The following is a 25,256-nucleotide window of genomic DNA, read 5'->3' on the forward strand; positions in this document are numbered from 1 at the left end:
CGGCCAGTCAACTCACGTAAGGGACAAGTCGGGAGTTGTCCCAGGTCAGGAGTTGTACGCGCTCTGCGCCCGCTCCAGACCCTCGGTCACCAGACACTCCACCGCGTCCGCCGCCCGGTCCACGAACCAGTCCAGCTCCTTGCGCTCCGCCGACGAGAAGTCCCGCAGCACGAAGTCCGCCACCTGCATCCGCCCCGGCGGACGCCCGATCCCGCACCGCACCCGGTGATAGTCCGGACCCATCGCCTTCGTCATCGACTTCAGCCCGTTGTGCCCGTTGTCACCGCCGCCCAGCTTCAGCCGCAGCGTCCCGTAGTCGATGTCCAGCTCGTCGTGCACCGCCACGATGTGGCCCACGGGCACCTTGTAGAAGTCCCGCAGCGCGTTCACCGGACCACCCGACAGGTTCATGAACGACATCGGCTTCGCCAGGACCACCCGCCGGCTCGCCGGCCCCGGCGGACCGATCCGGCCCTCCACGACCTGCGCCTGCGCCTTGCCCGCCCGCTTGAACCTGCCACCGATCCGCTCCGCCAGCAGATCCGCCACCATGAAACCGACGTTGTGCCGGTTCATCGCGTACTCCGGCCCCGGATTCCCCAGCCCCACGATCAGCCAGGGCGCACCCGCGTCGGTCGTCACGTCCATGTCTCCTTGGATACGCGCCAGCCGCCGTCCCCCACGGAGAACCCCCCGGGGAGACAGCGGCTGACGAAACGACGAAGCTGAGGATCAGGCCTCGGCGGACTCTTCGCCGCCCTCGGCACCCTCGCCCTCGGCGGCCTCCTCGGCCTGCGCGGCCAGGACCTGCAGCACCACGGCGTCCTCCTCGACGGCCAGCGTGGTGCCCTTCGGCAGCTCGATGTCCTTGGCGAGGACGGAGGCACCGGCCGCCAGACCCTCCACGGACACCGTGACGGCCTCCGGGATGTGCGTGGCCTCGGTCTCCACCGGCAGCGCGTTCAGCACGTGCTCCAGCAGGTTGCCACCCGGAGCCAGCTCGCCCTCGGTGTGGACCGGGATCTCCACCGTGACCTTCTCGCCACGCTGGACCAGCTGCAGGTCGACGTGCTCCAGGAAGCCCTTCAGCGGGTCACGCTGCACGGCCTTCGGAATCGCCAGCTCCTGGGACTTGCCGTCGATGTCCAGCGAGATCAGGACGTTCGGCGTACGCAGCGCCAGCAGCAGGTCGTGACCCGGGAAGGTCAGGTGCAGCGGGTCGGAGCCGTGGCCGTACAGCACACCCGGAACCTTGTTGTCACGGCGGATGCGACGGGCGGCACCCTTACCGAACTCGGTACGGGTCTCGGCGGTGAGCTTCACCTCGGACATGATGATCACTCCTCGTAGGAAGCGGAACGGACGGGTCACCCGGCCACGAACGGCCTGCTACGAAGAGCGCGTCGATAACGGACCGCCGTACCGCACGGGTACGGCCTCCCTCGCCGAGCAACCCGAGAAGTCTACTCGGCGGGGAGGCCGCCGGAAAAATCGATCAGGCAGAAGCCCCGCCAGGCCTACTGCTCGTCGAACAGGCTCGTCACCGAACCGTCCTCGAACACCTCACGCACCGCCCGCGCGATCGTCGGCGCGATCGACAGCACCGTCAGCTTGTCCAGATCCCGCGCCAGCTCACCCGGCGTCGGCAGCGTGTTCGTGAACACGAACTCGCTCACCCGCGAGTTCTTCAGCCGGTCCGCCGCCGGACCCGACAGCACACCGTGCGTCGCCGTCACGATCACGTCCTCCGCACCGTGCGCGAACAGCGCGTCCGCCGCGGCACAGATCGTCCCACCCGTGTCGATCATGTCGTCGACCAGGACACACACCCGGCCCTTGACCTCACCCACGACCTCGTGGACCGTCACCTGGTTCGCCACGTCCTTGTCACGCCGCTTGTGCACGATCGCCAGCGGCGCACCCAGCCGGTCGCACCAGCGGTCCGCGACCCGCACCCGGCCCGCGTCCGGCGACACGACCGTCAGCTTCTCCCGGTCCACCCGCTTGCCCACGTAGTCCGCCAGCAGCGGCAGCGCGAACAGGTGGTCCACCGGACCGTCGAAGAAGCCCTGGATCTGGTCCGTGTGCAGATCCACGGTCAGGATGCGGTCCGCACCCGCCGTCTTCATCAGATCCGCGATCAGCCGCGCCGAGATCGGTTCCCGGCCGCGGTGCTTCTTGTCCTGCCGCGCGTAACCGTAGAACGGCACGATGACCGTGATGGAACGGGCCGACGCACGCTTCAGCGCGTCGATCATGATCAGCTGCTCCATGATCCACTTGTTGATCGGAGCCGTGTGGCTCTGGATCAGGAAGCAGTCCGCGCCACGCGCCGACTCCTGATAGCGGACATAGATCTCGCCATTGGCGAAGTCGAAGGCCTTCGTCGGGACGACCCCGACACCCAGCTGGTGGGCGACCTCCTCGGCAAGCTCGGGGTGGGCGCGGCCGGAGAAGAACATCATCTTCTTCTCGCCGGTCGTCTTGATCCCGGTCACAGCACTTTCTCCTCAGAGGTGTCTCAGCTGGGGTGTTGACACGACGTCTCGCAGCTGGGGCGCGAGATCCGTCGTCTCAGCTGGTGGGGTGCGGGTGTGCACTTATCACGGTACGCCGTCCCAGACGCACCTGTTTCCGGTCAGCCTTCGCCTTCCGGATCCCGGGACGCCGCCTCGGCCGCCTTCGCCGCCGCGCTCCCAGGACGCTTACGAGCCACCCAACCCTCGATATTCCGCTGCTGACCACGGGCCACGGCCAGCGAGCCGGGCGGCACATCCTTGGTGATCACGGAGCCGGCAGCCGTATAGGCACCGTCCCCGATCGTGACAGGAGCCACAAACATGTTGTCCGAACCGGTACGGCAGTGCGACCCGACCGTCGTGTGATGCTTCTCCTGACCGTCGTAATTCACGAACACACTCGCCGCACCGATGTTGGTGTGGTCACCGATCGTCGCGTCACCGACATACGACAGATGCGGAACCTTCGTCCCCTCGCCGATCGACGCGTTCTTCGTCTCGACGTACGTCCCGATCTTGCCCTTGCGCCCCAGACGCGTCCCCGGCCGCAGATACGCGAACGGCCCCACAGTCGCCTCCGGACCCACCTCGGCCCCGTCGGAGACCGTGTTGTCCACCCGCGCCCCGGCACCCACACGCGTGTCCCTCAACCGGCTGTTCGGACCCACCTCACACCCCTCGGCGAGATGCGTCGAACCCTGCAACTGCGTGCCCGGATGCACCACCACGTCCCGCTCGAACGTCACCGACACATCCACCCACGTCGTGGCCGGATCGACGACCGTCACCCCCGCCAGCATCGCCCGCTCCAGCAGCCGGTCGTTGAGAATCCGCCGCGCCTCGGCCAGCTGCACCCGGTTGTTGATCCCCGCGATCTCCCGGTGATCCCCGGCCACACACGCACCCACCCGGTGCCCCGCCTCCCGCAGGATCCCGAGCACATCCGTCAGGTACTCCTCACCCTGACTGTTGTCCGTACGCACCTTGCCCAGCGCGTCCGCCAGCAGCCGGCCGTCGAACGCGAACACACCGGAATTGATCTCCCGGACCAGCCGCTGCGCCTCCGACGCGTCCTTGTGCTCCACGATCGCGGTGACGGCGCCCGTCGCCTCGTCCCGGATGATCCGGCCGTAACCGGTCGCGTCCGGGACCTCGGCCGTGAGCACCGTGACGGCGTTGCCGTCGGCGGAGTGCGTCTGCGCGAGCCGCCGGAGGGTGCCGGCCGTGAGCAGCGGGGTGTCGCCGCAGACCACGACCACGGTCCCGTCGACGCCGCCGCCCAGCTCCTCCAGGCCCATCCGCACCGCGTGCCCGGTGCCGTTCTGCTCCGCCTGCACCGCGGTGCGCACGCCGGGCGCGACGGCGGCCAGGTGCTCGGTCACCTGCTCCCGCGCGTGCCCGACCACCACCACCAGGTGCTCCGGCTCCAGCTCGCCGGCGGCGGCCAGCACATGCCCCACGAGGCTGCGGCCGCAGAGCTCGTGCAGGACCTTCGGTGTGGCCGACTTCATACGGGTGCCCTCACCCGCTGCGAGAACGACGACGGCTGCCGGGCGAATGGCGCTCACGGGATGCCCTTCGGCTGTGGAGGGGGTGTGGACAACCGCAGGATACCGGGGGTGTTCTGGGGGGACATGAGAGCGGGCCCTGACTTCGCTGTTGAGCAGTCAGGACCCGAACCGAGCATGGGCTCCCGGGGGAGGACTCGAACCCCCATGATCAGAACCAAAATCTGACGTCTTGCCCTTAGACGACCCGGGATTACCGCTATGTCCGATTTCGCAGATCGGGTGCGGTGGCAGCCCCTACTATGCCGTACCACCAGCCTTCGACGCGACGGTACAGCTCCGCGCTCTGGCGCACGGTGACGACGAGGCAGCCGTGATAGCCGTCGCCGGTGTTCTTGCGCACCGTCTTGGGGTTGTGCCGTTTCAGGGTCGTCCTGCCGAAGGTGCCGTGCTCGACCCGGACGACGTCCGCCCAGTAGCGCTCGGCGGCCTCGACGTCGGCCGACTCGTGGATCATCAGGCGGTACGCGATGCGTTCCCGGTCGACCCCGAGCAGGTCCAGCCAGGCCATGAAGAGGCGGATCATGTTCGGGTCGCTGTTGACGAACACGATGCGTTCGCGCCGGGCGTGAGGTTTGTCCTTGGAGCCCTCCGACCAGTAGAGGGCGACCCCCGCGATGAACAGGTCGCGGTCCGAGAGGTCACCGATCTCCGCTGCCGCGCTCTCCTTGGTCCGCCGGCGCCGCTCGTCCCGCACCGCCAGCTCGTGCTCCCAGCGCTTGCGGGCCGCCAGCTTCGCCTGTTCCGTGGGGTCGCGCCGCTCCGGTCTCGGCAGATCCCGCACCCACAGTGAGATCGAACTCTTGGAACACCCCAGCTCCATCTGGATCCGGTCGTACGTCCAGCCTCGCAGCCGCAGCTCCCTGGCCTTCTCGCGCAGGTCGTCCTTGGCTCGCGGTCGTTTGGTCCACTCCGGTGGCGGCTCGCCCTCCAGGAGGCGGTTGAGGAGGTCGTTGTTGTCGACGTGCAGCCGATCCCGGATCTGGCGCCGGCTGAGCCCCGCGCGCCGCAGGGCGACCGCCTGCTCGCGCAGGGCTTCGTAGTCGGCGTATTTGCTGTTGGTATGTGCCATGGGCATACCGTCCGAGGGGAACGGCGGGTTCCGGGTTCGAACGGGTGTGGTTCGTCAGTTCGAGGGATTTCGGGTGGTTTCGCTGTTATTCGATTGCGGAGTGTGGTGGAGGCCGGTCGCCGAAACTCGCCGGAAAAGCGCGGGGGGCCGCCCGTAGGCTGGAGGCATGACCACGACGGGGGATGACCACACGGAGGCCCGTCCGGGGCCGTGGTGGTGGGAGAGACGGCGCGGGGCGGTGCTCGACTGGAGCCTCGCGCTGGTGTCGGCGCTGGAGTGCGGGGCGGAGGGGTATCCCTTCGCGCAGGACGCGGGGATCCCGGAGACGGCGGGGGTCGTCTTCGGGGTCGTGGCGGGGTCGACGCTGCTGGTGCGGCGGAGGTGGCCGATCGCCGTCGTCCTGGTGTCGATCGCGATCGCGCCGGCGCAGATGGGCCTGCTGCTGACGGTGGTGGGTCTCTACACGCTCGCCGCCTCGGAGCTGCCGCGCCGGATCATCGCGGCGCTGGCGGGGATGTCGCTGGTGGGGACGCTGGTGGTGACGTTCGTGCGGGCGCGGCAGGACATGGCGCACGGCGATGTCGAGCTGAGTGTGGGGGACTGGTTCGTTCCGTTCATCTCGATCACCGCCTCGCTGGGGGTGACGGCTCCGCCGTTGCTGCTGGGGCTGTACGTGGGGGCGCGGCGGCGGCTGATGGAGAGTCTGCGGGAGCGGGCGGACTCGCTGGAACGGGAGCTTCAGCTGCTCGCGGAGCGGGCGGAGGAGCGAGCCGAGTGGGCGCGTAACGAGGAGCGGACGCGGATCGCGCGGGAGATGCACGACGTGGTCGCGCACCGGGTGAGTCTGATGGTGGTGCACGCGGCGGCATTGCAGGCGGTGGCGCGCAAGGATCCCGAGAAGGCGGTGAAGAACGCCGCGCTGGTGGGGGACATGGGGCGGCAGGCGCTGACCGAGTTGCGGGAGATGCTGGGGGTGCTGCGTACGGCGGGGGACGGTGTGCGGCGGCGTGAGGGTCCGGCGGTGGCGCTGGCGGCGGTGGGTGCGGCGGCGGCCGCGGCGGCGTCGCGGGCCGCCGACGACACGGGGGAGGGGCCGTGTCTGGCGGAGTTGGACGAGTTGATCGGGCAGTCGGCGGCGGCGGGGATGGTCGTGGATCTGTCGGTGGAGGGGGAGGCGCGGGCGTATGCGCCGGAGGTCGAGCAGACCGCGTACCGGGTGGTGCAGGAGGCGTTGACCAACGTGCACAAGCACGCGGCGGGGGCGAAGACGTATGTGCGGCTGGCGCACCGGGTGTCGGAGATCGCGATGCAGGTGGAGAACGAGCCGCCGCCGGAGGCGGGGGCGGCGTCGTCGGCCCGGTTGCCGTCGGGTGGCAATGGGCTGGTGGGGATGAAGGAGCGGGTCGTGGGGCTCGGCGGGGTGTTCGTGTCGGGGCCGACGGAGTCGGGGGGTTTCCGGGTGTCGGCGGTGATCCCGGCGTCGTAGCGCCGGCTTCGGCTCGTGGTTCGCGTCGCTGGGCGGGCCGGGTCGGGCCGGTGGGGTGGGTCGGTGGTGTCGGCGGTCGGTGGTGTCAGTCGGTGGGGGCGACGGTGAGGCGTACGGGTTCCAGGCCGGCCACGAGGGTGGTGAGGGCGTGGTCGATGTCGGGGCCGAGGTACCAGTCGCCGGTGTGGTCGAGGGCGTAGACGCGGCCTTCGGCGTCGATGGCGAGGAGGGCCTGGGTGTCGGTCTCGGCGCCGAGCGGGCTGACCTCGGTGCCGAGGGCGCGGCCGAGGTCGCCGAGGGTGCGGGCCAGGTGGAGGCCGTGCAGGGGGTCGAGGTGCAGGGCGGCGGGCGCGAGTTGGCGGCCGGGGCCGGTGGGGTTGAGGTGGAGGCCGCCGAACTCGGCCCAGGCTTCGACGGCGGCGGGGAAGACGGCGTGGCGGTGGCCGCCGGGTGAGAGGTGTTCGCGCAGGGTGTCGGCCCAGATCTCGGCCTGTTTGATGTCCCAGCGTCCGGGCTGCCAGCCGGCGGCGCGCAGGGTGGCGTCGACGGGGACGGAGAAGCGGGTGGTCGAGGCGCGGTCGGTGTGCATCTGCCCTTGTTCGTGGTGGGGTGGTGGGGCGGTGGCGCGGGTCAGTCGCCGGTCGCGGTGGGGTCGACGACGCGGACGCCGAAGTGGGCGCTGAGGGCGGCGCAGGCGCGGCAGGGGGCGGCGAAGCTGCCGTGGAGGGGGTCGCCGGCCTCGCGGATGCGGCGGGCGGTGAGTTTGGCGTGCTTGAGGGCTTTGCGGGCCTCGCCGTTGGTCATGGGTCTGCGGGCGGCGCGTTTGCTGCGGGCGGCGTCGGCGGCGGTGAGGTGGCGGGAGATGAGGATGGTCTCGGCGCAGCGGCCGGTGAAGCGGTCGCGCTGGGCGCTGGTGAGGGTGTCGAGGAAGTCCTGGACGAGCGGGTGCAGGGTGGGGGGCTGGTCGCCGCGGGCGGCGGTGCCGGTGAGGGTGGTGCCGCGGACGGAGAGGGCGGCGGCGATGGTGGGGAGTATGCCGTCGCGGCGGTGGCGCAGGGTGGGGGCGGGTCGTTCGTCGGTGGTGCTCCAGCCGACGCGGGGGTCGCCGGAGGCGTTGGTGTGCGGTCCTGTTTGTGTCGCGTTCATGCTCGTGTTTCCCCTCCCGTGCATCCCCCCGGCGGACACAGAGTGCCAAATGGGTTGGGCGCTGTGGAAGCGGGGGCGGTGCGACACGCACGGTCGGGGGCGGGTCGTCACGTGATGGTGACGCGTTGGTGACGGTGTGTCAGGGCGATGGGGTGGGTTCGGGGCGGCGGTTGCGGGGCGGTTGTGGGGCGGAGGGGTGGCGGGGGTGATGCGGAAGGGGTGCGTCCGGTGCTGTGGGGTGGGCGTGACCGGCGCCGGTGACCGGTTTCCCGGTACGGCATAGGCTGTCGGGACCGCGTCGCGCGCGGTGGGCGTGCCCGGGACAGGGGTGCGTCGGAGCTAAGAAGTCGATACGGGGCGTAGCGGCCGGAGTCGGTCGTTGCGGGTCGTACAGAGTGCCGCAGGGGGCAACCGCCATGACGACAGGTCGGCTCGGGCTGGGGGCACCTCCCGGCCGCCAGGCCGGGGGACAAGCCGCGCCGCCGAACGCGGCCTACGCCGGGCAGGTCGTGCACTTCCCGGATCCGGTCCGGGCGGCCCGTCACCCGAGAGGGGTGCGGGTGGACGAGCGCGGCTACCCCGACTTCTCGCCGTACGCCCGCGCGGCGGCGGAGATCGCGGATCCGCCGGAGGGCTTCGGCGTCGACGAGCTGCGGCTGACGGACTATGTGTCGGCGAACGCGGCGCTGGCGGCGACGGGGCACGAGCTGTGGGACACGATTCCGGCGGTGGCGACGCCGCACGGCTGGACGTGGCATCACGTGGCGGGGACGCGGCGGCTGGAGCTGGTGCCGGTCGAGGTGAAGGCGTTGCTGCGGCATCACGGCGGGATCGCGACGGCCGCGGTGGACCACGGCAAGCGGGGCACGCGGCCGTTGCAGGAGACGCGGCCGGCGCACTTCGGGCTGCCGAAGTCGGGTGTGGCGGTGACCGAGGCGCAGGTGCAGGGCGTCGAGGAGGACCTGGGTTACCGGCTGCCGGGCGCGTACCGGTCGTTCCTGAAGGCGGCGGGTGGTTGCGCGCCGGTCGGGACGGCGCTGGACGCGGAGCTGGGGCTGCTGGTGGACCAGCCGTTCTTCACGGTGCGGGACGAGGCGGCGGTCAACGACCTGGTGTACGTCAACAAGTGCCTGCGGGACCATCTGACCAAGGACTACCTGGGGGTCGGGTTCGTGCAGGGCGGTCTGCTCGCCGTGAAGGTGAAGGGCGAGCGGGTCGGTTCGGTGTGGTTCTGCGCGTACGACGACGCGCGTGACGTGGATCCGTCGTGGTCGCCCGCGGAGCGGGTGGAGCGGCTGCTGCTGCCGTGCGGTGAGGACTTCGACGCGTTCCTGTCGCGGCTCGCGGGGTCGCCGCCGGAGCTGGAGACCGTGGCGAATCTGATGGTGGACGGCGGTTTCGCGCGGTCCGTTCCGGTGTCCGGGGAGTGAGCTGGCCGATGGTGACGTTCGCGCAGGCGCAGGAGCGCGCCGAGGAGTGGATCAACGGGGACGTGCCGGCGTACCAGCACCGTGAGGTGCGGGTGCGGGAGTTCGACCTCGGTTTCGTGGTGTGGGCGGAGGACCGTCCCGACGGGCCGCGTTCGGACGGCGGCGGGCAGCGGCTGGTGATCGCCCGGGACAGTGGTGAGGCGACGCTGTGGCCGTCGCTGCCGGTGGGTGAGGTGATCCGCCGTTACGAGGAGGAGTACGGCCGTGAGGAGTCGGCGGGCGAGGCCGCGCCGGCGCCCGCGGCGCGGGTGGATCTGAACCAGACGTCGTTCCTGCTGAGTCCGCCGGAGTGGTTGCAGGAGGCGGCGGACAAGCTGGGCATCCCGGATCAGCGGGGTGCGCGGGGCGGTACGGCGGAGGAGAGCGGCGGGGCCGAGGACGCGGGGTCCGCGGGCTCTGCGGGTGCCGGGGCGCACGCGGGTGCTGACTCTGCGGGCTCTGCGGGTGCCGGGGTCGCGGGCGCGGGCTCTTCGGGTTCTGCGGGCTCTGCGGGAGCCGTGCCGCGGGACTCGGTGCCCGCGGGTGCGGGGGCTCAGGGGACCGGGCCGGTGGACGCGGAGCCGCGGGATGCGGAGCCGCGGGACGTGGTGCCCGGGTTCGCGGCGCCGGCCGCGGGTTCGGCGTTGCCGCGGACGCAGGCCGGGATTCCGGCCGGTGCGGCGGCGCAGGGTGCCTCGGGGGCGCCGGGTGTCGTGCCCGGTGCGCCGGCGGGGGCGACGCCGTGGGCCGGGACAGACACCAACGCGGATGCCGGCGAGGACCGTTCGGTGCCGCTGCCGGAGACCGTGTTCGCGCCGCCGTTGAGCGGCGCCGACGACGAGCCGTCGCCGGCCGCGCCGTCGGTGGTGCCGGACGCGAAGACGGCGCTGATGTCGGGCGGCAGCCGGCTGCCGTCGACGGCGATCGCGCCGGCGATCGAGGACCCGCAGGGGCAGGGCGCTCAGGCGGGGCAGGCAGCGCAGGGCGGGCCGGGCGGGCCGGGCGGACCGGGTGCTCAGGCGGGACCGGGCGGGTCCGGGGCGCCGAGCGCTCCCGGAGTGCCGCCCGCGCCGGGGGCGCACCACACGCCGCCGCCCGCGCCGTCCGTGCCTCCCGCCCCACCTGTGCCGGGGGCGCCGCCCGTGCCGGGGGCGCCGGTTCCGGGTGCGCCGCAGGGGAGTACGCCTCCTCCGGCCGCGCCGCCCGTACCGCCCGCGCCGCAGGGCAGCACGCCGCCCCCGCCGTCCTACGGCTACCCGCCGCAGGCCGGGGACATCGCCGACGCCGCGACCAGCAAGGCGGCTCCGCCGCCACGGCGCGGCCGGGGCGCGACGCCGCCGCCTCCGCCGGGTGCGCCGGGCACTCCGGGCGTCCGGCCGGGTGCCACGCCCCCGCCGCCGGGCGGTGATCCGGCGGGCGGCGCGTACGCGCCCACGCAGCTCGTGTCCGCCCTCGGCCCCGACGGTCCCGCAGGGCCGGGTGCTCCGGGCGCTCCCACCCCGCCGGGCCCGCCGGGTGCGCCGAACACGCCCGGCGGTACGCCTCCGGGCGGCGTCCATCACGCCGCCACGATGCTGGCCGACCCCTCCCGGATGGGGCCGGGCGCGCCCCAGCCGCCGGGCGCTCCGGGTGCTCCGGGTGCTCCGGGAGCCCCGCGCACACCCGGTGCCCCAGGCGCCCCTGGTGCGCCCGGCGGGCAGGGCGGCGTGCACCACGCGGAGACCATGCTGGCCGCCCCGCCGGTCGTCGGTCCCGGCGTGCCCCCGCCGCCGCAGGCGCCCGGCGTGCCCGGTATGCCTGCGGGCGCACCGGGTGTTCCGGGGGTTCCGGGATTCCCGGGCGCCCCGCAGCCGATGCCGCCCGCACCGGGCGGGCCCCTGCCCGGTCAGCCGGTGCCGGGTCAGCCGATGCCGGGTCAGGTGCCGGGTGCGCAGCCCCCCGCGTACGGCTATCCGCAGCAGCAGGGCCTGCCGACGGTCGGCCCCGGCTACCAGGCCGTGCTGCGCTACCGCGCGCAGGACGGCTCGGAGCAGCAGCTGATCCGGCGTTCCGCGCCGGGCACGCCGCACCCGGAGTGGCAGATCTTCCACGAGCTGCGGGCGATGAACGTGCCGCCGGACCAGGTGCTGGAGCTGCACACCGAGCTGGAGTCGTGCGAGCTGCCGGGGGCGTACTGCGCGCGGATGATCCGTGAGCAGTGGCCGCAGGCGCGGATCACGTCCATCGCGCCGTACGGCACGGACCACGCGAGCCGGCAGCAGGGGATGCGGCAGCTGCTGGCGCACCAGGGTGAGCTGCACCAGGTCGCGGACGGGCCCGCGCGTCCGGCGCCGGTGCGGGTGCCGGTGCCGCCGGTGCAGCCGGCGCCGCCGATCCCGCCGGAGGGCGTGGCGCAGGAGGTGGCGGCGGCGTTCGGGCCGGGTGTCTTCCGGTTCGAGCACGCCGCGGTGTCCCGGCAGGGCGTGCCGCCGATCGTCGCGCACACCCTGGTGGTGGCCGGTCTGCCGGTGGACATGGGACCTTTCTTCTGGGCGCAGGCCCAGCCCGGGCGGCCCGTTCCGACGCTGGCGGAGCTGGCGCAGGAGCGCGGCGTGCAGCCGGCCGCGGACGCGGGGTCGTACCTCGTCATGGGCACGGACTTCGGCAAGGCGATCTGTGTGCAGTACGGGACGGCGAACATCGTCGCCGTGCCGGTGGAGGCGGGGCCGGGCGGTGCGCCGGAGCCGCCGCAGTTCGTGAACACCGGCCTGCCGGAGTTCGCCCGCTGCCTGGCGCTGCTGGGCCGGATGTGGCGGCTGCGGTTCGGGCTGAACCAGGAGCAGGCGGGCCGCTGGACCGTCGACTTCCAGGCTCAGCTGGCCGCGCTGGACCCGGCGGCGCTCGGTTCGCCGGAGAGCTGGTGGTCGGTGCTGCTGGAGCAGATGTGGGACGGGCTGCTGTGACGTCCGTGCGACGTGACCTCGGGCTGCTGTGACGTCCGTTCGACGTGACTTCGGTCCGACGTCGTGTGAGAAAGGGCCCGGCCCGGTCGTATCCGACCGGGCCGGGCCCTTTTGTGGGCACCTTCGGCGCGCGGTATCGCGGGACGGGCCCTTCCTGCCGATCCATCGGGGTGTGCGCGCCGGTCGCGCGTGGTCGGCGGGAAGGGGTCCGGAGGATGAGCAGCGCGTCGGTGTCACCACATGGCTTCGTGACCGTCCGGGGGCGCGGGTACCACCCGGCGCAGGTCGACGCGTTCACCGCGGCGCTGTGCCGGGACCGTGACGCCGGCTGGGAGCGGGCCGCCCGGCTCACCGTGCTGGCCAGGCAGATGGAGGCGGAGGCGGGGTGCCTGCGCGAGGCGGTCGCGCGGCTCGCGCCGCAGACGTACGAGGTACTGGGGGAGCGCGCCCGGCGGCTGTTCCGGCTGGGGCAGGAGGAGGCGGCCGGGGTGCGCGAGCGGGCACGGCGCGAGGCGGACGAGCGGGTCGCGCGGGCGCGGGCGTACGCCGACGGGGTGCGCCGGGCGGCGCGGGAGTACGCCGAGACGCTCCGCGCGGAGGCCGGGGACCGGGCCGGTCACCGGCTGCTCGCGGCGCGCGCCGAGGCCGACGAGGTCCGGGTCGCCGCCCGGCGGGAGGTGGAGGAGTGCCGTGCGGAGGCGGTCGCCGCGCTGCGGGAGGTGCGGCAGCGCACCCTCGCGGTCCTCGCCGGCCGGCACGAGGACCACGTCGGGCGGTGGGCCGCCGCCGAGCGCGCGGCCGCGGAGCGCGCCGCCGCGCTGGACGCCCGCCACGCGGCCCGGATCGCCCGCGCCGAGGCCGCGCTCCGGGAGGCCGAGCGGGCCTTGGCCGACGCCGGGGAGGCGGCCCGGCTGCGGCAGGAGGAGGCGCGGGCGCGGGCCGCCGGGATCGTCGCCGAGGCCCGGCTGTGCGAGGAGCGGGTCGCGCGGGAGACCGAGCGGGTGCTGCGCGAGCACGGGAGGCGCCGGGACGGCGTACAGGCGCACATGGAGCACGTACGGGCGTGCCTGGCGGCGCTCACGGGTGAGTGCACGCCCGTGAAGTGACCCGCCGTCAGCTCACCCCGAACTGAGCGGTCGGGCGCCGGAAGGCCACTCCGGGACGGCCGTCCACGCGTACCGGCCCCGTCTCGGCGAAGCCGGTCCGCCGGAGTACGGCCCGGGAGGCGGCGTTGTCCAGGGTGGTGACCGCGGTGAGCGCGCGCAGCCCGTACGCCGTGGCCGCCGTACGGCACACCAGGCGCACCGCCTCCGTGGCGACGCCCCGGCCCGCGTACCGGGCGCCCACGCGGTAGCCGAGTTCCGCCTCGCCGTCCTCGACGTCGACCAGGTTGACGCGGCCGACGAGGTGTCCGGCCTCGTCGCGCACGACGTGGAAGTGGCAGATCCCCGCGTCCTGTTCGGCGAGCAGCGCGCGAAGGCGGTCGGCGAAGTCGGTGAAGTACGCGTCCCCGCGGTCGGGCACCGTGCGGGCGAAGTACTCCCGGTTCTCCCGCTCGAACGCCAGCAACGCCTCCGCGTGGTCGGCCCGCAGCCGCTCCAAGGTCACCATCGGCACAGACTAGTCCCGGGCCTCACCCCAGGGGCAGGCCTCAGTTGTCCGTGAGGACCGGGAAGCGGCGGGGCGCCAGCACCAGCAGCACCAGGAAAGCCAGCGCCGCCGCCCCCGCCGCGCCCAGGTACACCGCGTGGACCGCGTCCGCGATGGCCCGCCGGGCCGTCTCGGTGGCGGCGCCGGTGTCCAGGCCGTGGGCGATGGCGTCGAGGTCGCCGGTGCCGCCGAGGCGGGTGGCCAGCACCCCGTTGGCGACCGCGCCGAAGGCGGCGGCCCCGACGGTCTGACCGGTCTGCCGGCAGAACAGCACCGACGCGGTGGTCGTGCCGCGCTCCGCCCAGCCGACCGTCGACTGCACGCCGACGATCAGCGGCAGCTGGAACAGGCCGAGCGCGGCGCCGAGCACCAGCATCAGCAGCGTCGGCTGCCAGGCCTCGCCCGGATACGGCAGGAGCGGGAACGCGGCGAGGACGAGGGTGGCCGTGCCGATGCCCAGCACGGCCGTGTCGCGGAAGCCGATCCTGCGGTAGACGTGCTGGCTGAACGCCGCCGACACCGGCCAGCTGAGCGTCCACACCGAGAGCACGAACCCGGCGGCGACGGGGCCGAGTCCGAGCACCGCCTGCGCGTACGTCGGCAGGAACACCGTGGGCGCCACCATGAGCAGGCCGAGCGCCCCCAGCGCCAGGTTCACGGCCGCGATCGTGCGGCGCCGCCAGACCCAGCCCGGCATGATCGGCTCGGCCGCCCGGCGCTCCACGAGCACCACGACCACGAGCAGCACGAGCCCGGCCCCGAACAGCGCCAGCGACGGCGCCGACAGCCACGGCCAGGCCACCCCGCCCTGCACCAGCGCGGTCAGCAGCAGCCCGCCGCAGGCGAACACGGCCAGCGCGCCCGCCCAGTCGACGCGCGCGCGGGTGACCGTCTTCTCCCGCTGCGGCTCGTGCAGGTGACGCACGATCAGCCACAGGGCCACCGCGCCGACGGGCAGGTTGACGAGGAAGATCCACCGCCAGTCGGCGTACGCGGCGAGCAGGCCGCCCACGCCGGGCCCCGCGACCGCCGAGACGGCCCACACGGTGGACAGCTTCGACTGGATCCTCGGGCGTTCCTTCAGCGGGTAGAGGTCGGCGGCCAGGGTCTGCACGGTGCCCTGGAGGGCGCCGCCGCCCAGTCCCTGGACGACGCGGAAGGCGATGAGCGCGGCCATGTTCCAGGCCAGCGCGCACAGCAGCGAGCCGAGCAGGAAGACGGCCGCGCCGACGACGAGCACCGGTTTGCGGCCGAAGGTGTCGGACAGCTTGCCGTAGACCGGGAGGCTGACGGTGACGGCGAGCAGATAGCCGGAGAACAGCCAGGAGAAGACGGAGAAGCCGCCGAGGTCGCCGACGATCTGCGGGACGGCGGTGGCGACAATGGTGGAGTCCAGCGCGGCGAGCGCCATGGACAGCATCAGCGCGGCGACGACGGGGCCGCGGCCCCGGGCGTCCGGCGTGCGGCCGGCCGGGTCCGCGGCGCGTGTGCCGGTGCCGTGCCGGCGCACCGGCCCGGTGTCCCCTTGGCTCACGGGTTTCCTTCCCCTCGCACCTGTCTGCCCACCTGTCTGCCGCACGACAGCTTCGCACTTGACCCTCACGCGGCGGGAGGGGGCAGGGTGGGTGGTCCGAAGGGCGGACAGCGCCCCCGAGAGGGATTCGGCCTGCCGGTGGAGACCCCTAGGGGTTCCTCCGTACAACGGCTGGGGGAGAGGTCGTCCCGGCGGAGGACGAGACGGGGCGCGGGCGTCCTTAACCTGGCTTTACGCCGCTGAGGGCGCCGGCGGCACCGGCGGACCGCAGCGTGGGGGGTGGGGTTTTCCCCCGCACAGGAGGGGGCTGAGCACCATCGAACCGCACCCCCTCCGCCCGCGAGACTCCTTCTCGTAACCACTGCGTGCGGGTCCTGCGGACCAAGGGACCGGCACGGACCATCTGTTGACCGACATAGGAGACATACCGTGACTTCGGCTGTAACCATTCCCAGGCACGGGGGCACTGGAGGGCGTACGGCCGTCGCCGCGCGGGCGCGGCAGGTCGTCAAGGCCTACGGGGCCGGGGAGACCCGCGTCGTCGCCCTCGACCATGTCGACGTGGACATCGCCCGCGGCCAGTTCACCGCGATCATGGGCCCCTCGGGGTCCGGCAAGTCCACCCTGATGCACTGCCTGGCCGGTCTCGACACCGTGACGAGCGGTGAGATCTACCTGGACGAGACCGAGATCACCGGGCTGAAGGACAAGAAGCTCACCCGGCTGCGGCGCGACCGCATCGGGTTCATCTTCCAGGCCTTCAACCTGCTGCCGACGCTGAACGCGATCGAGAACATCACGCTCCCCATGGACATCGCCGGCCGCAAGCCGGACAAGGAGTGGCTGGCGCGCGTGGTGGACACCGTCGGGCTCGCCGGGCGGCTCAAGCACCGCCCCACCCAGCTCTCCGGCGGCCAGCAGCAGCGGGTCGCCGTGGCCCGCGCCCTGGCCGCGCGGCCCGAGATCATCTTCGGTGACGAGCCGACCGGAAACCTCGACTCCCGCGCGGGCGCCGAGGTCCTCGGCTTCCTGCGCCGCTCGGTGGACGAGCTGGGCCAGACCATCGTGATGGTCACCCACGACCCGGTCGCCGCCTCGTACGCGGACCGCGTGCTGTACCTCGCCGACGGCCGGATCGTCGACGAGATGTACCAGCCGACCGCCGAGCAGGTCCTGGACCGGATGAAGGACTTCGACGCCCGGGGGCGCACGTCATGACCGTGCTGAAGACCTCCCTGCGCAACTTCGTCGCGCACAAGGGGCGGATGGCCCTGTCGGCCGTGGCGGTGCTGCTGTCGGTGGCGTTCGTGTGCGGCACGCTGGTGTTCACCGAGACCATGAACACGACGTTCGACAAGCTGTTCGCCGCGACGTCCGCCGATGTCACGGTCAGTGCGAAGGACTCCTCGGACACCGGCGAGACCGTCTCCAACACCGGCAAGCCGCCCGTGATGCCCGCCGCCGTCCTCGACGAGGTACGCGGCGTACAGGGCGTGAAGTCGGCGGAGGGCACCGTCTTCTCCACCTCGGTGACCGTCGTCGACGCCGACCAGGACAGCCTCTCGCCGTCCTCCGGTGCGCCGACCATCGTCGGCAACTGGAACGGCAACGACGCCCGCACCATGGAGATCACCTCCGGCGCGGCCCCCAAGAGCGCCGGCCAGGTCATGGTCGACGCGGACACCGCCGACAAACACGGCCTGGAACTCGGCGACGAGATCGGCGTCATCACGGCCGTCGGCACCCACCGGGCGAAGATCTCCGGCATCGCCGACTTCACCGTCACCAACCCCGGCGCCGCGATGTTCTACCTGGACCTCCCGACCGCCCAGAAGATCCTGGTCGGCGATACCGGCGTCTACACCAACGTCAACGTCACCGCCGCGAACGGCGTGACCGACGAGCGGCTGAAGAGGGACGTCTCCGCCGCGCTCGACGGCGGCTACAAGGTGCAGACCGCCGAGGAGGTCGCCGACGCCAACCGCGAAGAGGTCGGCGACTTCATGAACGTCATGAAGTACGCCATGCTCGGCTTCGCCGGGATCGCCTTCCTCGTCGGCATCTTCCTGATCATCAACACCTTCTCGATGCTGGTCGCCCAGCGCACCCGCGAAATCGGCCTGATGCGCGCCATCGGCGCCGACCGCCGGCAGGTCAACCGGTCCGTTCTGGTGGAGGCGCTGCTGCTCGGCGTCGTCGGCTCGGTGCTCGGGGTGGGCGCCGGGGTGGGCCTCGCGATCGGGCTCATGGAACTCATGGGCACGATGGGCATGCAGCTGTCCACCGACGACCTGACGATCGCCTGGACGACGCCCGTCCTCGGCCTGGTCCTCGGCGTCGTCGTCACCGTCCTCGCCGCCTACCTGCCGGCCCGCCGCGCGGGCAAGGTGTCGCCGATGGCCGCGCTGCGCGACATCGGCACCCCCGCCGACGTCAAGGCCGGTGCCGTACGGGCCGTGATCGGTCTGCTGCTGACCGGCGCGGGCGGCGCCGCCCTCTACCTGGCCGGTTCCGCCGACAAGGCGAGCGACGGCTCGCTGTGGCTGGGCGTGGGCGTGGTGGCCACGCTGATCGGGTTCGTGGTCGTCGGACCGCTGCTCGCCGGCGGTGTGGTGCGGGTGCTGAGCGCCGTCCTGCTGCGGGCCTTCGGGCCGGTCGGACGGATGGCCGAACGCAACGCGCTGCGCAACCCGCGCCGCACCGGCGCCACGGGCGCCGCGCTGATGATCGGGCTCGCGCTGGTGGCGTGCCTGTCGGTGGTGGGCTCCTCGATGGTCGCCTCGGCCACGGACCAGCTCGACAAGACCGTCGGCACCGACTTCATCGTGCAGAACGACCAGGGCGACCCGATCATCCCGCAGGCCGTGCGGGCCGTGAAGTCGGTGGACGGGCTGGAGCGGGTCACCGAGTACAAGGTCCTCGACGCCGACCTGATCACCCCTGACGGCAAGCGGTCGAAGAACGAGACGATCAACGCCGCCGACCCGTCGTACGCCGAGGACGTGCGGACCAAGACGGTGGCCGGCGACCTCGCCGACGCCTACCGGCCCGACTCGATGTCCGTCTTCCAGGGCTTCGCCGAGAAGCACGGCATCAAGGTCGGCTCCACGGTGAAGGTCGACTTCCGGGACGGCACGACGGCCTCGCTCACCGTCCGCGCCATCACCAGCGACGAGGTCGTCATCGACAAGGGCGCGATGTACGCCTCGATCAGCACGGTCGCGAAGTACGTCCCGGCCGACCGGATGCCGCTCGACCTGCTCGTCTTCGCCACCGCCAAGGAGGGCCAGGAGGCGGCCGCCTACCAGGCGCTCAAGGACGCGCTGCACGACTACCCGCAGTTCCAGGTCCGCGACCAGACCGACTACAAGGAGGCCCTGAAGGACCAGATCGGGCAGCTCCTGAACATGATCTACGGCCTGCTGGCCCTGGCGATCATCGTGGCGATCCTGGGGGTGGTGAACACCCTGGCGCTGTCGGTGGTGGAGCGCACCCGCGAGATCGGCCTGATGCGGGCGATCGGCCTCTCGCGCCGCCAGCTGCGCCGCATGATCCGCCTGGAGTCGGTCGTGATCGCCCTGTTCGGCGCGCTGCTCGGCCTCGGGCTGGGCATCGGCTGGGGCGCCACCGCGCAGCAGCTGCTCGCCCTGGAGGGCCTGAAGGTCCTCGACATCCCGTGGCCGACGATCGGCGGAGTGTTCCTCGGCTCGGCCCTGGTGGGCCTGTTCGCGGCGCTGGTCCCGGCGTTCCGCGCGGGCCGGATGAACGTCCTGAACGCGATCGCGACCGAGTAGCCACCGCACACGGGGGTTGCAGCCACCGCACACGGGGGTTGCGGAGGAGCCCGGCGCCGGGAGTCCAGGGGGACTCGCGGCGCCGGGCGCTTTGTCCGGTCCGGGGCGCGCCTGCCGGCCCGGCCCGCCTCCCGGCCGGCCGGGCCGGGCGGTGGGGGTGAGCCCCGCCGGGCGGCGGGTGCACGCAGCCGGGCGCCTCCGTTCTGCGCGCCCCCGGTGGATGGGCGGAGGCTCGCCGGGCGGTGCGTGAGCGGGGACCGCCGGGCGGTGCGTGAGCGGGGACCGCCGGGCGCTGGGTGGGCGGAGGCCCGGTGAGCGGGGTGCGAGCCCGCCCGGACGCGCCCGCCGGTCCGCGTCGTCAACAACGGCCGCGGCATCCCGGTGGGCATCGTCCCGTCGGAGGGCAAGCCGGCCGTCGAGGTCGTGCTGACCGTGCTCCACGGGGGCGGCAACAGGGGACAGCGGCGTGTCGCGGCCAGCCGGGGCCTGCGGAAGCGGCGGTTGTCCACAGGCCCGGCGGCTGTCGGCGCACCGTCGTAGGCTGGAGACCCCCCGGCCGTATCACGCGTCGGGCGATTCGCGTTGCCCATCACCGGAACGGATAGCCCCTCCATGAGCCTGCACGGTCTGCTCGACGCCGTCGTCAAGGACGCCGCCCTCGCGGAAGCGATCAAGGCGGCCGCTGACGGCAACCGGACGCACGTCGACCTCGTCGGCCCCCCGGCGGCCCGCCCCTTCGCCATCGCCGCGCTGGCCCGCGAGGCCGGCCGCCCGGTGCTCGCCGTCACCGCGACCGGCCGGGAGGCGGAGGACCTGGCGGCGGCCCTGCGCTCGCTGCTGCCCCCGGACGGCGTGGTGGAGTACCCCTCCTGGGAGACCCTGCCGCACGAGCGGCTCTCCCCGCGCAGCGACACCGTCGGCCGCCGCCTCGCGGTGCTGCGCCGCCTGGCCCACCCCAGCCCCGACGACCCCGAGACCGGCCCGGTCTCCGTCGTCGTCGCCCCCGTGCGCTCCGTGCTCCAGCCGCAGGTCAAAGGCCTCGGCGACCTGGAGCCGGTGGCCCTGAAGTCGGGGCAGACGGCGGATCTGAACGAGGTCGTGGAAGCCCTCGCCGCCGCCGCGTACGCGCGCGTGGAGCTGGTCGAGAAGCGCGGCGAGTTCGCCGTGCGCGGCGGCATCCTCGACGTCTTCCCGCCCACCGAGGAACACCCCCTGCGCGTCGAGTTCTGGGGCGACGACGTCGAGGAGATCCGCTACTTCAAGGTCGCCGACCAGCGCTCCCTGGAGGTCGCCGAGCACGGCCTGTGGGCGCCGCCCTGCCGTGAGCTGCTGCTCACGGACGAGGTCCGCGAGCGGGCCGCCGCCCTCGCCGAGCAACACCCCGAGCTGGGCGAGCTCCTCGGCAAGATCGCCGAGGGGATCGCCGTGGAGGGCATGGAGTCGCTGGCCCCGGTCCTCGTGGACGACATGGAGCTGCTGCTCGACGTGCTGCCCAAGGGCTCCATGGCCGTCGTCTGCGACCCGGAGCGGGTGCGCACGCGCGCCTCCGACCTGGTTGCGACCTCCCAGGAGTTCCTGCAGGCGTCCTGGGCGGCCACCGCGGGCGGCGGCGAGGCGCCCATCGACGTCGGCGCGGCCTCCCTGTGGTCCATCGCCGACGTCCGCGACCGGGCCCGCGAGCTGGACATGATGTGGTGGTCGGTGTCGCCGTTCGCCGCCGACGAGGAGCTGGACGCCGACACCCTCAAGCTCGGCATGCACGCTCCGGAGACCTACCGCGGGGACACCGCCAAGGCGCTCGCCGACACCAAGGGCTGGCTGGCCGACGGCTGGCGCACGGTCTACGTCACCGAGGGCCACGGCCCGGCCGCCCGGACGGCCGAGGTGCTGGGCGGCGAGGGCATCGCGGCCCGTCTGGAGGCCGACCTCGCCGAGATCTCCCCGTCGGTCGTGCACGTGGCGTGCGGCTCCATCGAGCACGGCTTCGTCGACCCGCACCTGAAGCTGGCGGTGCTCACCGAGACCGACCTGTCCGGGCAGCGGGCGGCCGGCCGGGACGGCACCCGGATGCCCGCGCGGCGCCGCAAGACCATCGACCCGCTCACCCTGGAGCCGGGCGACTACATCGTCCACGAGCAGCACGGCGTCGGCCGGTACATCGAGATGGTGCAGCGCACCGTCCAGGGCGCCACCCGCGAGTACCTGGTGGTGGAGTACGCCCCCGCCAAGCGCGGCCAGCCCGGCGACCGGCTGTACATCCCGACCGACCAGCTGGAGCAGATCACCAAGTACGTCGGCGGCGAGGCGCCCACCCTGCACCGCCTGGGCGGCGCGGACTGGACGAAGACCAAGGCGCGGGCGAAGAAGGCGGTCAAGGAGATCGCCGCCGACCTGATCAAGCTGTACAGCGCGCGGATGGCGGCCCCCGGGCACGCCTTCGGGCCGGACACGCCCTGGCAGCGCGAGCTGGAGGACGCCTTCCCCTACGCGGAGACCCCCGACCAGCTCACCACCATCGCCGAGGTCAAGGAGGACATGGAGAAGTCGGTCCCCATGGACCGTCTGATCTGCGGCGACGTCGGCTACGGCAAGACGGAGATCGCGGTGCGCGCCGCCTTCAAGGCCGTCCAGGACGGCAAGCAGGTCGCGGTGCTCGTCCCCACGACCCTGCTGGTGCAGCAGCACTACGGCACCTTCAGCGAGCGGTACGCGCAGTTCCCGGTGGTCGTGAAGGCCCTGTCCCGCTTCCAGACGGACGCCGAGGCCAAGGCGGTCCTGGAGGGCCTGCGCGAGGGCTCGGTCGACGTGGTCATCGGCACCCACCGCCTGTTCTCGTCGGAGACCAAGTTCAAGGACCTGGGCCTGGTCATCGTGGACGAGGAGCAGCGCTTCGGCGTCGAGCACAAGGAGCAGCTGAAGAAGCTGCGGGCCAACGTGGACGTGCTGACGATGTCGGCGACGCCGATCCCGCGCACCCTGGAGATGGCCGTGACCGGCATCCGCGAGATGTCCACGATCACCACCCCGCCGGAGGAGCGGCACCCGGTGCTCACCTTCGTCGGGCCGTACGAGGAGAAGCAGATCGGCGCGGCCATCCGCCGTGAGCTGCTGCGCGAGGGCCAGGTCTTCTACATCCACAACCGGGTCGAGTCGATCGACCGCGCGGCGGCCCGGCTGCGCGAGATCGTGCCCGAGGCGCGGATCGCGACCGCCCACGGCCAGATGTCGGAGACGGCGCTGGAGCAGGTCGTAGTGGACTTCTGGGAGAAGAAGTTCGACGTGCTGGTGTCGACGACGATCGTCGAGTCCGGCATCGACATCTCCAACGCGAACACGCTGATCGTGGAGCGCGGCGACACCTTCGGCCTGTCCCAGCTGCACCAGCTGCGCGGCCGCGTCGGCCGGGGCCGCGAGCGCGGTTACGCGTACTTCCTGTACCCGCCGGAGAAGCCGCTGACGGAGACCGCGCACGAGCGGCTGGCGACGATCGCCCAGCACACCGAGATGGGCGCGGGCATGTACGTCGCGATGAAGGACCTGGAGATCCGGGGCGCCGGAAACCTGCTCGGCGGCGAGCAGTCCGGCCACATCGCGGGCGTCGGCTTCGACCTGTACGTGCGGATGGTCGGCGAGGCGGTCGCGGACTACCGCAGGCAGCTGGAGACCGGGGAGATCGAGGAGGAGCCGCCGCTCGAGGTCAAGATCGAGCTGCCGGTCGACGCGCACGTCCCGCACGACTACGCGCCGGGCGAGCGGCTGCGCCTGCAGGCCTACCGCGCCATCGCCTCCGCCAACTCGGAGGAGGACATCAAGGCGGTCCGCGAGGAACTGGTCGACCGCTACGGCAAGTTGCCGGAGCCGGTGGAGAACCTGCTGCTGGTGGCGGGGCTGCGGATGCTCGCGCGGGCGTGCGGCGTCGGCGAGATCGTCCTGCAGGGCACCAACATCCGCTTCGCGCCGGTGGAGTTGCGCGAGTCGCAGGAGCTGCGGCTGAAGCGGCTGTATCCGGGCACGGTCATCAAGCCGTCCGCCCGCCAGGTGCTGGTGCCCCGGCCGAAGACCGCGAAGATCGGCGGGAAGCCGCTGGTCGGGCGGGAACTGCTGGCGTGGGTCGGGGAGTTCCTGACGTCGGTGCTGGGGTCGTAGGGAGAGGGCCGCGCGAGGACGGGGAGCGTCACGGCACGAGACGGCGCAAGCCGCCCGGGAGGTCTCCGGGCGGCTTGCGATGCCATGGGGCGCCGCGGCCCTACTGCTGCTGGTCGGGCCGGTCGCCGCGGTCCACGCCGAACTGGCCTTCGATCCTCTGCTGGCCCTGGTCGACCTGGTCCTCGTACTTCTTGCCCGTCCTCTCGTTGATCTTCTGTTCCATCGCGTCGGAGGCCTTCTTGGCCTTGTCCTGCGACCCGTGGCTCTTGAACCTGTCGAAGATGCCCATCCAGAGCTCCTTCCGAGGATGACTCAAAACCGACGATACGCCCGAGATGTTCGGGATGCCGAGTTGTGTAAGGGGAGGAAGGCGATATGAGGCCTGACAGGGGCGGGGCGGCGGCCCTCGCCGCGGGAGTGCTGCTGAGCGTCGTGACCGGCTGCACCGGGCCGTCGACGGGAGCGGGCGGACCGCAGGAGACGGCCGGCGGGGGAGCGGCCCTGGCGGCCGTGGAGTCGCTGCCCGTCAAGGGCCGGGCGCCGAGGACCGGCTACGACCGGGACCGCTTCGGCAGCCCCTGGGCCGACACCGACTCCAACCGCTGCGACACCCGCGACGACATCCTGCGCCGCGACCTGACCGGCGTCCGGCTCGGCGCGGACCGCTGCGAGGTCGCCTCCGGCACCCTCGACCCCGACCCCTACACCGGCCGGGAGGTCACCTACGTGCGCGGCCGCAGCCGGGTCGACATCGACCATGTCGTGGCCCTCTCCGACGCCTGGCAGAAGGGCGCCGGCCAGTGGGACCCGAGCAAGCGCGTCGCCTTCGCCAACGACCCGCTCAACCTCCTCGCCGTCGACGCCGGCACCAACCGCGCCAAGGGTGACGGCGACACCGCGACCTGGCTGCCGCCGAACAAGGCGTACCGGTGCCCGTACGTCGCCGCGCAGGTCGCGGTGAAGAAGAAGTACGGGCTGTGGGTGACCGCCGCCGAGAAGGCCGCGATGCGGCGGGTGCTCTCCCGCTGCCCGGAGCAGCGGCTGCCCTCGGGCGGCACCCCCACGAGGGCGCCCGAGCGGTTCCACGCCGACTGACCTGCGCACCGCCGGTCCGGCCACGACCGGGAAGACCGTTTCGCCGGGGTGCTGCGCCCGCCTTACGGTGACCGCCATGACGTGGAAGGTGTCGACCCTCGCCGAGCGTCCCGGCACGGTGGAGCGGGTCGTCGGGATGGCGGACAGCCGGCCGGAGTTCGTGACGCGGGACCCGGTGGGCTGGGCCCACTTCCCGCGCATCGCCACCGAACTGCCGCAGTACGTGCTGTTCGCCGAGGACGAGCGCGGCGAGGTCGTCGCGAACGCCTGCAGCGTGCCGTTCGCCCTCGCCGCCGAGGGCCGCGGCGAACTGCCCGATCGCGGCTGGGACGAGGTCCTGCTGTGGGCCTTCACGGACCTGCGCCGCGGCGTGCGGCCGGACACGGTGAGCGCGATCTCCGTCTCGGTCGCCCCGCACGCCCAGGGCCTCGGCCTGTCCGCGGTGATGCTCGCGGCGATGCGCGACAACGCCCGCGCCCTCGGCTTCCGCGAGGTCGTCGCCCCGGTCCGCCCGAGCGCCAAGCACCTGGAACCGCGCACCCCGATGGCGGAGTACGCCCGCCGGGTGCGCCCCGACGGGCTTCCGCACGACCCCTGGCTGCGCGTGCACGTGCGGGCCGGTGCCACCGTCCACGCGGTGGCACCGGCCTCGATGACCGTCTCCGGCTCGCTGGAGCAGTGGCGCGGCTGGACCGGCCTGCCCTTCGACACCGCGGGCGACATCGAGGTGCCCGGCGCGCTGGTTCCGGTGCGGTGCGAGCCGGAGCGCGGGTACGCGGTGTACGTCGAGCCCAACGTGTGGATGCGGCACGCGCTCTGACGCGAGCGGGAGCGG

The 25,256-nt window shown here is 72.8% G+C and carries 19 protein-coding genes and 1 tRNA gene; 9 read left to right on the forward strand and 11 right to left on the reverse strand.

The genetic code is table 11. The features are described from left to right. Positions 1 to 45 precede the first annotated feature (45 nt). From pth to AB0K92_RS05925, 6 genes are all read right to left on the reverse strand, one after another. A complete protein-coding gene (pth, locus tag AB0K92_RS05900) occupies positions 46 to 648 on the reverse strand; it encodes an aminoacyl-tRNA hydrolase (protein WP_365919784.1) in 603 nt (200 codons plus the stop codon). A gap of 84 nt (positions 649 to 732) precedes the next feature. Continuing rightward, complete coding sequence (locus AB0K92_RS05905; protein WP_365919787.1) at positions 733 to 1,332, reverse strand: 50S ribosomal protein L25/general stress protein Ctc; 600 nt, start codon at positions 1,330 to 1,332, stop codon at positions 733 to 735. A gap of 185 nt (positions 1,333 to 1,517) precedes the next feature. After that, entirely contained in the window at positions 1,518 to 2,498 is a 981-nt protein-coding gene (locus AB0K92_RS05910; protein WP_165999553.1) for a ribose-phosphate diphosphokinase, read from the reverse strand. Between the two features lie 140 nt (positions 2,499 to 2,638). Continuing rightward, on the reverse strand, positions 2,639 to 4,087 hold the full coding sequence (gene glmU / locus AB0K92_RS05915; protein WP_365919789.1) for a bifunctional UDP-N-acetylglucosamine diphosphorylase/glucosamine-1-phosphate N-acetyltransferase GlmU: 1,449 nt from the start codon (positions 4,085 to 4,087) through the stop codon (positions 2,639 to 2,641). A gap of 122 nt (positions 4,088 to 4,209) precedes the next feature. After that, positions 4,210 to 4,280: transfer RNA gene (locus tag AB0K92_RS05920), tRNA-Gln, on the reverse strand. Positions 4,281 to 4,286: 6 nt separating this feature from the next. After that, the gene (locus AB0K92_RS05925; RefSeq protein ID WP_365919791.1) at positions 4,287 to 5,159 is read right to left on the reverse strand and encodes a hypothetical protein; all 873 of its coding nucleotides are present in this window, start codon (positions 5,157 to 5,159) and stop codon (positions 4,287 to 4,289) included. Between the two features lie 166 nt (positions 5,160 to 5,325). Here AB0K92_RS05925 and AB0K92_RS05930 point away from each other — a divergent pair, with 166 nt between their 5' ends. Next, a complete protein-coding gene (locus AB0K92_RS05930) occupies positions 5,326 to 6,645 on the forward strand; it encodes a histidine kinase (protein ID WP_365919793.1) in 1,320 nt (439 codons plus the stop codon). An 85-nt stretch (positions 6,646 to 6,730) separates the two neighbouring features. Here the strand turns inward: AB0K92_RS05930 and AB0K92_RS05935 are convergent, their stop codons facing one another. Further along, entirely contained in the window at positions 6,731 to 7,234 is a 504-nt protein-coding gene (locus tag AB0K92_RS05935; RefSeq protein ID WP_165999546.1) for an SUKH-3 domain-containing protein, read from the reverse strand. A 41-nt stretch (positions 7,235 to 7,275) separates the two neighbouring features. Next, entirely contained in the window at positions 7,276 to 7,791 is a 516-nt protein-coding gene (locus AB0K92_RS05940) for a YwqJ-related putative deaminase (protein WP_365919795.1), read from the reverse strand. Positions 7,792 to 8,207: 416 nt separating this feature from the next. Between AB0K92_RS05940 and AB0K92_RS05945 the strand changes: the two genes are divergently transcribed. The 3 genes from AB0K92_RS05945 to AB0K92_RS05955 all read left to right on the forward strand — a co-directional run bounded on the left by AB0K92_RS05945 (position 8,208) and on the right by AB0K92_RS05955 (position 13,308). Next, positions 8,208 to 9,221, forward strand: a complete 1,014-nt coding sequence (locus tag AB0K92_RS05945; protein WP_165999542.1) for an HNH endonuclease — start codon at positions 8,208 to 8,210, stop codon at positions 9,219 to 9,221. An 8-nt stretch (positions 9,222 to 9,229) separates the two neighbouring features. Next, complete coding sequence (locus AB0K92_RS05950) at positions 9,230 to 12,202, forward strand: SUKH-4 family immunity protein (protein ID WP_365919798.1); 2,973 nt, start codon at positions 9,230 to 9,232, stop codon at positions 12,200 to 12,202. 215 nt (positions 12,203 to 12,417) lie between these two features. After that, positions 12,418 to 13,308 carry a cellulose-binding protein gene (locus tag AB0K92_RS05955; protein ID WP_365919800.1) on the forward strand — a complete coding sequence of 297 codons (891 nt, stop codon included), beginning with the start codon at positions 12,418 to 12,420 and terminating at the stop codon, positions 13,306 to 13,308. Between the two features lie 7 nt (positions 13,309 to 13,315). On the opposite strand, the gene AB0K92_RS05960 is transcribed toward AB0K92_RS05955, so the two are convergent. Together AB0K92_RS05960 and AB0K92_RS05965 are read right to left on the reverse strand one after the other, a co-directional pair. Further along, positions 13,316 to 13,813 carry a GNAT family N-acetyltransferase gene (locus AB0K92_RS05960; RefSeq protein WP_365919802.1) on the reverse strand — a complete coding sequence of 166 codons (498 nt, stop codon included), beginning with the start codon at positions 13,811 to 13,813 and terminating at the stop codon, positions 13,316 to 13,318. Positions 13,814 to 13,853: 40 nt separating this feature from the next. Beyond that, positions 13,854 to 15,362 (reverse strand): MFS transporter, encoded by a 1,509-nt coding sequence (locus AB0K92_RS05965; RefSeq protein ID WP_365919912.1) that lies wholly within the window; start codon positions 15,360 to 15,362, stop codon positions 13,854 to 13,856. 453 nt (positions 15,363 to 15,815) lie between these two features. On the opposite strand from AB0K92_RS05965, the gene AB0K92_RS05970 reads away from it, so the two are divergent. The 3 genes from AB0K92_RS05970 to mfd all read left to right on the forward strand — a co-directional run bounded on the left by AB0K92_RS05970 (position 15,816) and on the right by mfd (position 23,326). After that, positions 15,816 to 16,604 (forward strand): ABC transporter ATP-binding protein, encoded by a 789-nt coding sequence (locus AB0K92_RS05970; RefSeq protein ID WP_365919804.1) that lies wholly within the window; start codon positions 15,816 to 15,818, stop codon positions 16,602 to 16,604. Then, entirely contained in the window at positions 16,601 to 19,180 is a 2,580-nt protein-coding gene (locus AB0K92_RS05975; RefSeq protein ID WP_365919806.1) for an FtsX-like permease family protein, read from the forward strand. The genes AB0K92_RS05970 and AB0K92_RS05975 overlap by 4 nt, the downstream gene beginning before the upstream one ends. A 612-nt stretch (positions 19,181 to 19,792) precedes the next feature. After that, a complete protein-coding gene (gene mfd, locus AB0K92_RS05980; protein WP_365919808.1) occupies positions 19,793 to 23,326 on the forward strand; it encodes a transcription-repair coupling factor in 3,534 nt (1,177 codons plus the stop codon). Between the two features lie 100 nt (positions 23,327 to 23,426). Here mfd and AB0K92_RS05985 read toward each other — a convergent pair whose 3' ends face one another. Further along, the gene (locus AB0K92_RS05985; protein WP_365919810.1) at positions 23,427 to 23,615 is read right to left on the reverse strand and encodes an Rv0909 family putative TA system antitoxin; all 189 of its coding nucleotides are present in this window, start codon (positions 23,613 to 23,615) and stop codon (positions 23,427 to 23,429) included. Positions 23,616 to 23,701: 86 nt separating this feature from the next. Between AB0K92_RS05985 and AB0K92_RS05990 the strand changes: the two genes are divergently transcribed. Next, on the forward strand, positions 23,702 to 24,421 hold the full coding sequence (locus AB0K92_RS05990; protein WP_365919812.1) for an HNH endonuclease family protein: 720 nt from the start codon (positions 23,702 to 23,704) through the stop codon (positions 24,419 to 24,421). Between the two features lie 76 nt (positions 24,422 to 24,497). Then, positions 24,498 to 25,241 (forward strand): N-acetyltransferase, encoded by a 744-nt coding sequence (locus tag AB0K92_RS05995; protein WP_365919814.1) that lies wholly within the window; start codon positions 24,498 to 24,500, stop codon positions 25,239 to 25,241. Positions 25,242 to 25,256 lie beyond the last annotated feature (15 nt).

The organism is Streptomyces sp. NPDC052687, from assembly GCF_040678395.1.
In the GTDB taxonomy this organism is placed as follows: Bacteria; Actinomycetota; Actinomycetes; order Streptomycetales; family Streptomycetaceae; genus Streptomyces.